We start from the raw sequence: 6,345 nt of genomic DNA, 5'->3' as shown, positions 1-6,345 counted from the left end.
CCGATTGGCTATCGACTACGAATTTACCCCCCGCTCCCATGAAGCTTGGCTGCTTATTGCCAACTTGACCATGTGTCTCAATCGATTAGCTCCCGCCTAATTCCCTAACACCCTCTTAGCCAGAGCGTTTGCAAGGACGCCGACAAGCTAACGGCCGAAACCACCTCCGCTCCGGTGGAAGTGCCCGCCGCCCAGGCCCGGCAGCCCATCTACCTGCGCGTGGCGGTGAAAGCGGGAGCCAAGTGCCAGTTCAGCTACAGCTTCGACAACCAAGTGTTTCAGTCGTTGGGCAGTGAGTTTCAGGCCCGGGAAGGCAAGTGGATTGGCGCCAAAGTAGGCTTGTTCTCCTCGCGCACGGCCAAGTTCAACGATGCCGGCAACGCGGACATCGATTGGTTTCGCATCGAGCCAAACCGATGAGTCGAACCACCTGATATCGATTTTTACGCCTCCATCTTAGCCTTTTCCTCATGCTGCTAATCGGAATCGACCTGGGAACTTCCTCCGTCAAAGTATCGGTGGTGGATTCCGCCACGCGCCAGTGCCTGGCTTCGGTGAGCTACCCCGATACGGAGCGCTAAATCACCGCCCGCCAGCCCGGCTGAGCTGAGCAGGACCCGCGCCAGTAGTGGCTCGACGTACGGCAGGCCATTCAGAGGGATAATGCCACCCAACGCTATGACCCGCAGGATATTGGTGCCATCGGCATTGCCTACCAGATGCACGCTTTGGTGGTGGTCGACGAGCACCAGCACGTGCTGCGCGACGCCATCATTTGGTGCGACAGCCAGGCCGTACCTTACGGTGAGCAGGCCTTCGCGGCCATTGGCGAAACCCGCAGTTGGACCACCTGCTCAACCCGCCCGGCCACTTCACCGCCGCCAAGCTGGCGGTGCCGGCCGCGCTGCAAGGCCAGCGGGTGCTTCGCTTCGAAAACGTGCGCCTCAGCAATGTGGCCGACGGCTACGCGGTGAACGGCTGGGAAAGCATGATGCTAAAAAACCATTCTGGCATCGCCGGCAACTACCGCAACCCCAAGGGCGCTTCTTCGCCGTGCGCCTGAACACCGCCGGCAGGCCCACTGCCGGCTTGGTGGCCGATACCAGCGGCGTGCCGGCCGGCTAACTGCGGGTGGGTGTTTTCAACCCCCAGCAAACGGGCAACCCGCTGGTCACCGATATTCTGGATATGTTGCGCTGGGACGGTCAAGCGCTGAGGTGGTCTAACTAGAGCAGTTTTCAGGTTCGTGTACACGTAGCGCGAACTTTGTAGTTCGCGTCCCCGCGCCGTCAGAGTAGTTCTAACGGCGCGGGGACGCGAACTACAAAGTTCGCGCTACTGCCTGCTGGCCTCATAAGCTGTACCCAAACCCGAAAACTGCTCTAAAATGGACAGTGAGAAGGCTGAAGCAGCCAGCTAAATATGGATAGAGTCAGGACATAGGTTAGGCTTCGAAAGGCACACCTTACTTGGCCTGCGCCGGAATAAATTGAATTGGTGCATAAGCTCTTCATTCAGACTGTACTATTCAAACGGTCGGGGCTTAAAAGCGCGCTATTTAGGCAAAGGGGGTTACCTTGCCTAAATAGCGCGCTGGTCGGCTCCCGCGCGTGGCGCAGCCAACCTACGTGTTCAGCGGTGGGCACCAGCTCCATAAAACAATATTTCGCTGCAGCGGGCTTTACGCTGGAAGCATGGAAAGAAGAACCTTCCTTAAAAACGCCTCACTAACCGCTTTGAGCGTAAGTGCCTTTGGCCTGCTGGACGCCACCAGTAAACCGGCGGCTTTGGGCAACAAGTTTAGAGTGAACGAGCAGCGCCTCGTAGACCGCATTGCCCAGCTCGCCAAATTTGGGCAGAACGAGCAGGGGCACGGCTACCGGGTTGCCTACACCAAGGGAGACCTGGAGGGAAGGACTTGGTTTATCGAGCAGATGAAACGGGCGGGGCTTGACCCCACGATTGATGCCGCCGGAAACATCATCGGCAAACGAAAAGGGAAAAGCCCTGCCCTTAAACCCATTGCCTTCGGCTCGCACATTGACATGGTGCCGGATGGCGGAAATTATGATGGCCCGTTGGGAGCCATCAGCGCTTTAGAGGTAATTGAGGTGCTCAACGAGCAGAAGGTGCTCACGGAGCATCCGCTGGAGGTTATCATTTTTGCCAACGAAGAAGGCGGCACGATTGGCAGCATGGCCATGGCGGGCGGCTTAACCCCGGCGGGGCTGCAACAAAAAAGCCAAAGCGGGGTAACAATGGCGGAAGGAATCAAGGCGATTGGGGGCAACCCCGATAACCTGCAATCCTGCATCCGAAAGAAAGGCGACCTCCACGCCTGGGTGGAATTGCATATCGAACAAGGGGGCATTTTGGCGCGGGAAAACGTTCAGATTGGGGTGGTAGAAGGCATTGTCGGCATTGTGCACTGGGAAGTGACCGTAGCCGGATTTGCCAACCACGCGGGCACCACCCCCATGGCGCTGCGCCAAGATGCCTTGCTGGCTTCGTCCCGCTTTGTCATCGCCGTCAACGAAGTCATCAACTCGGTCAAAGGCAACCAGGTGGGCACGGTTGGTAAAATGGCCATCACCCCCAATGCCTACAATGTCATCCCCGGTAAAGTGGTGATGGGGTTGGAAATCCGCGATTTATCCGCGGATAAAATTGAGATGCTCTTTCGTGAAATAGAAAAAAAAGCCGCAGGAATCGCCACCGAGAGCAACACAACCATCCGATTTGAGCGGCAGGCCAATGCCTCCAAACCCGCCCTAACGGATAAGGCCTTGCAGCAAACCATCGCGGCCGCAGCAAAATCCTTGGGGCTGAGCACCAAAGTGATGCAGAGCGGGGCGGGTCATGATTCCCAGGAAATCGCCGCGATTGCCCCAGTAGCCATGATATTTGTTCCCAGTGTGGGGGGCATCAGTCATTCGTACCAGGAATTGACCAAACCCGGCGACATGAGCAATGGGGCCAATGTGCTTTTACAAACAATACTGGCCATCGACCACGGGTAGCAAAAGGGTGGTTGGACTAGCCGCAACACGCCCCTTATACCACCCAAACGTTCCAGCATGGGGTGTTGCTTGCCAGAGCGGCCCAGGCTGGGTTAGACAGCATTTATTGTACGTGGCTCCGCCAATATTACGTGGGTATCACTAAATAGTATACCTTCTTCGCGCAGCTCATTTATCCTGAACTATCCCAGATAGTCAGGCTTTTGCCCCAAATATACTCCCTCCGGCGGAGCATCGTCGGCAGGACCGTCGAACCAAGCCGCCGCACTGGGAGTTATGGGGGGCTATTCCCTATTAAGCAGCACCGTTCCCACATGAGACAGCTCAAAATCAGCAAGCAGATTACCAACCGCGAAAGCCAGTCGCTGGACAAGTACCTCCAGGAGATTGGCAAAGTGAGCCTGGTATCCATCGACGAGGAAGTCGAGCTGGCCCAGCGCATCCGCGAGGGCGACCAGATGGCCCTCGAAAAGCTGACCAAAGCCAACCTGCGCTTCGTGGTCTCGGTTTCCAAGCAGTACCAGAACCAGGGCCTGACCCTGGGCGACCTTATCAACGAGGGCAACCTGGGCTTGATTAAGGCGGCCAAGCGTTTTGATGAAACCAAAGGCTTCAAGTTCATCTCCTACGCCGTGTGGTGGATTCGCCAGAGCATCCTGCAAGCCCTGGCCGAGCAGAGCCGCATCGTGCGCCTGCCCCTGAACCGGGTGGGCTCGCTCAACAAAATCAGCCGCTCGTTTGCGGAGCTGGAGCAAAAGTTCGAGCGCGAGCCCTCGCCCGATGAGATTGCCGAGCTGCTGGAGTTGAGCACCGCCGAGGTGGTGGACACGCTCAAAATCTCCGGCCGCCACGTTTCCATGGATGCGCCCTTCGTGCAGGGCGAGGAAAACGGCTTGCTCGATGTGATGGGGGACGAGGAAGCAGATACGCCGGATGCCGGCTTGCTGCGGGACTCGCTGCGCAGGGAGGTGCAGCGCGCGCTCTCGACCCTGACCAGGCGGGAGGCCGACGTCATCACGCTCCATTTCGGGCTAAATGGCCAGGCCGCGCGCACGCTCGAGGAAGTAGGCGAGCAGTTTGGCTTGACCCGCGAGCGGGTGCGGCAGATAAAGGAGAAGGCCATTCGGCGCCTGAAGCATACGTCGCGCTCACAGTCGCTGAAATCGTACCTGGGCTAGCCCCTTGGTCCCCCTTTCCGTTCCATTAGGCCCCGTCAGGGATTCTAATTGGTGCCGGCTCAAGGCAAGTTGCGCCGGCATCTGAGCCTGGTGTTCCTCGCACAATGTGCTGAGCTACTGCTGATGCGAGGCCGTCAGCTTTAGCTCGCTTATCAAAGTGGCGACCACGGGGCTGGTGCCGTGGTGCAGCAGGGCCTGGTGGCTGGGCCGCCCGAACCAGAGCATCGCCAGCAGGCCCACGTTGGCGGCACTGTCCACGCCCACGCGAAAGGTGAGGCTGCGCCGCTGCCCGGCGGGCGCGTTGGGCAGGGCCACAGTCAGCGTGGCGGTGGCTTCGGGGTCGGCGTTGACGAGGTGGTGGCTACTCGGCTCGGTATAGGTGCGGCCGTCGGTGTGGGTGAGCACGAGGTGCGAGAAGTAGAACCGCAGGCGGGTAATGGCCACCCGGTCCAGGCCGCCCGTGCGGTAGCCGGCCTAGAGTGTGAGGACAATCAGCGTAACCAATCGAGTGCGGCGGCCACGTGCCAGAAAGCCAAGAAAGAAACGACGGTTTTTTCGTAACGGGTGGCTAAGCGCCGATACTGTTTGAGGCGGCCAAAAAAGCGTTCGATTTTGTTACGGTCCCGGTAGATTTCTTCGTCCATTTCCGCCGGCTTCACCCGTCCGGGGTGGCTGGGAATCACCGCCTCGATGCCGTGCTCCGCACAATAAGCGCGGTTTTCGTCGCTGTCATAGGCCGTGTCCGCCAAGACTTTTCCCGGCCGCAAGTCTTTCAGCAAGGGCAAGGTCTGGGGGCAGTCTCCCGCCTGTCCTTCGGTGGCCAGCAGGCGCACGGCGTTGCCCAGCGCGTCGGTGCAGGCGTGGATTTTCGTGCTCATCCCGCCCCGGCTGCGGCCCAGGCATTCGGTTTTGGAGTCGCTTTTTTTTGGCCGGCCGAATGCTGGTGGGCCCGTAGGATAGTGGAATCGAGCATGACCCAGTCGAGTTCCGGCGCTTTCAGGGCCTCGAATAAGGCTTCCCAAACGCCCTTTTGCGCCAGTCGGCGGAAGCGGCGGCAGACCGAATTCGGCTTGCCGAAGCGCTCGGGCAGGTCGGCCCACGGGCCCCCGGTGCGCATGAGCCACACGACGGCGTTGAAAAACAGCCGATTATCTTTGGCCGTAACCCCGCAGTCGGTCGCCTTGCCCGAAAGCAGGGGCGCAACGACCGTCCACTGCCGGTCCGTTATTTCGTGACGACGCATAAGCTAACTTGGTTTTGCCCAAAGGTAATTGTCCTCACGCTCTAGTCCAGCACCAGCGGCGAGCCGCCGAACCCGGGCTCCACGCGCAGCACCAGGCCGGTGGGCCGCGCCCTCAGGGCCGGGCCTTGTCGCGCTGCTCGCTGACCAGACGGGCAAGCAGAATGGCCACGAAGAGCTGTCCGATAACGGCTTCGAAGTTGGCCAGGCTGCGCGCCAGCGGGTGCACGGGCACGATGTCGCCATAGCCGGTGGAGGTGATGGTGGTCAGGCTGAAGTACTTCAGGTCGCTCATCGTCAGGGGGATATTCGACGAGGCGGCGAACGCGCCGGGAAGTACCCAGCTGATGCTTTGGTAAACGCTCACAAACAGCAGGGCCAGGTTCAGGTACACCACCACGGCCCCCAGCAGCTGGTGGCGCGTGACCCGCTGGGCCCGAAACACGGCCTGGGCAACGGCCACGGTGATGACCAGCGTGGTAATCGAGTTCAGCAGCAGGCCCACGTACAGGTTGCTGCCGGCATACAAGGTCCAGGCCAGCGGCCCGAAGCATACCAGTATCAGCAATCGGGATTTGCTGCGCGGCGGGAGCACGAAGTACGAAATCACGAGCATGGCTAGGTGCAGGCTACCCATCACAACCGACGACAGGAGCTGGGCGCTTTTCAGCGGCCCCGCCACAAACAGCGTGATGACCTGCCCGAGCAACAGCAGGCTCAGGGCCGGCTCCCGCACCTGGTCCTGCCAGCGGGCCAGGCGCGCCAGCAGGGGGTAGGCCGGCCGCGCCAGCTGGTGCTCCGGGAGCGACGTTACCACGAATTGGTCGCTGGCCAACTGTTCATCATACTTCATGTGTGTTCCATTTAGGTGGTGGTAGTAAGCGCTTATCCGGATAAGCACGACCGT

General features: G+C 59.8%; 5 protein-coding genes and 3 pseudogenes. 5 read left to right on the top strand and 3 right to left on the bottom strand.

What is annotated here, in order from left to right:
• Positions 1 to 150: 150 nt before the first annotated feature.
• The 5 genes and pseudogenes from HBN54_RS17855 to HBN54_RS17840 all read left to right on the top strand — a co-directional run.
• Positions 151 to 420, top strand: a pseudogene (locus HBN54_RS17855) (beta-xylosidase family glycoside hydrolase); the annotation flags it as partial.
• Positions 421 to 650: 230 nt separating this feature from the next.
• A pseudogene (locus HBN54_RS24050) lies at positions 651 to 743 on the top strand (hypothetical protein); the annotation flags it as partial.
• Positions 744 to 841: 98 nt separating this feature from the next.
• Positions 842 to 1,063 (top strand): hypothetical protein, encoded by a 222-nt coding sequence (locus tag HBN54_RS23645; protein WP_235955585.1) that lies wholly within the window; start codon positions 842 to 844, stop codon positions 1,061 to 1,063.
• Positions 1,064 to 1,694: 631 nt separating this feature from the next.
• Complete coding sequence (locus HBN54_RS17845) at positions 1,695 to 3,020, top strand: Zn-dependent hydrolase (RefSeq protein WP_168674587.1); 1,326 nt, start codon at positions 1,695 to 1,697, stop codon at positions 3,018 to 3,020.
• A 314-nt stretch (positions 3,021 to 3,334) separates the two neighbouring features.
• Positions 3,335 to 4,198, top strand: coding sequence for a sigma-70 family RNA polymerase sigma factor (locus tag HBN54_RS17840; protein ID WP_168674586.1), 864 nt, complete (start codon positions 3,335 to 3,337; stop codon positions 4,196 to 4,198).
• 114 nt (positions 4,199 to 4,312) lie between these two features.
• On the opposite strand, the gene HBN54_RS17835 is transcribed toward HBN54_RS17840, so the two are convergent.
• The 3 genes and pseudogenes from HBN54_RS17835 to HBN54_RS17825 all read right to left on the bottom strand — a co-directional run bounded on the left by HBN54_RS17835 (position 4,313) and on the right by HBN54_RS17825 (position 6,291).
• Positions 4,313 to 4,642 carry an MbnP family protein gene (locus HBN54_RS17835; RefSeq protein ID WP_168674585.1) on the bottom strand — a complete coding sequence of 110 codons (330 nt, stop codon included), beginning with the start codon at positions 4,640 to 4,642 and terminating at the stop codon, positions 4,313 to 4,315.
• A 47-nt stretch (positions 4,643 to 4,689) separates the two neighbouring features.
• Positions 4,690 to 5,414, bottom strand: a pseudogene (locus tag HBN54_RS23640) (IS5 family transposase); the annotation flags it as partial.
• Between the two features lie 139 nt (positions 5,415 to 5,553).
• On the bottom strand, positions 5,554 to 6,291 hold the full coding sequence (locus HBN54_RS17825) for a potassium channel family protein (RefSeq protein ID WP_168674584.1): 738 nt from the start codon (positions 6,289 to 6,291) through the stop codon (positions 5,554 to 5,556).
• Positions 6,292 to 6,345 lie beyond the last annotated feature (54 nt).

The organism is Hymenobacter artigasi, assembly GCF_012275535.1.
Taxonomy (GTDB): Bacteria; Bacteroidota; Bacteroidia; order Cytophagales; family Hymenobacteraceae; genus Hymenobacter; species Hymenobacter artigasi.
The sequence above is the reverse complement of the archived record's forward strand: the minus strand, read 5'-3'. Positions and strand labels throughout refer to the sequence as shown.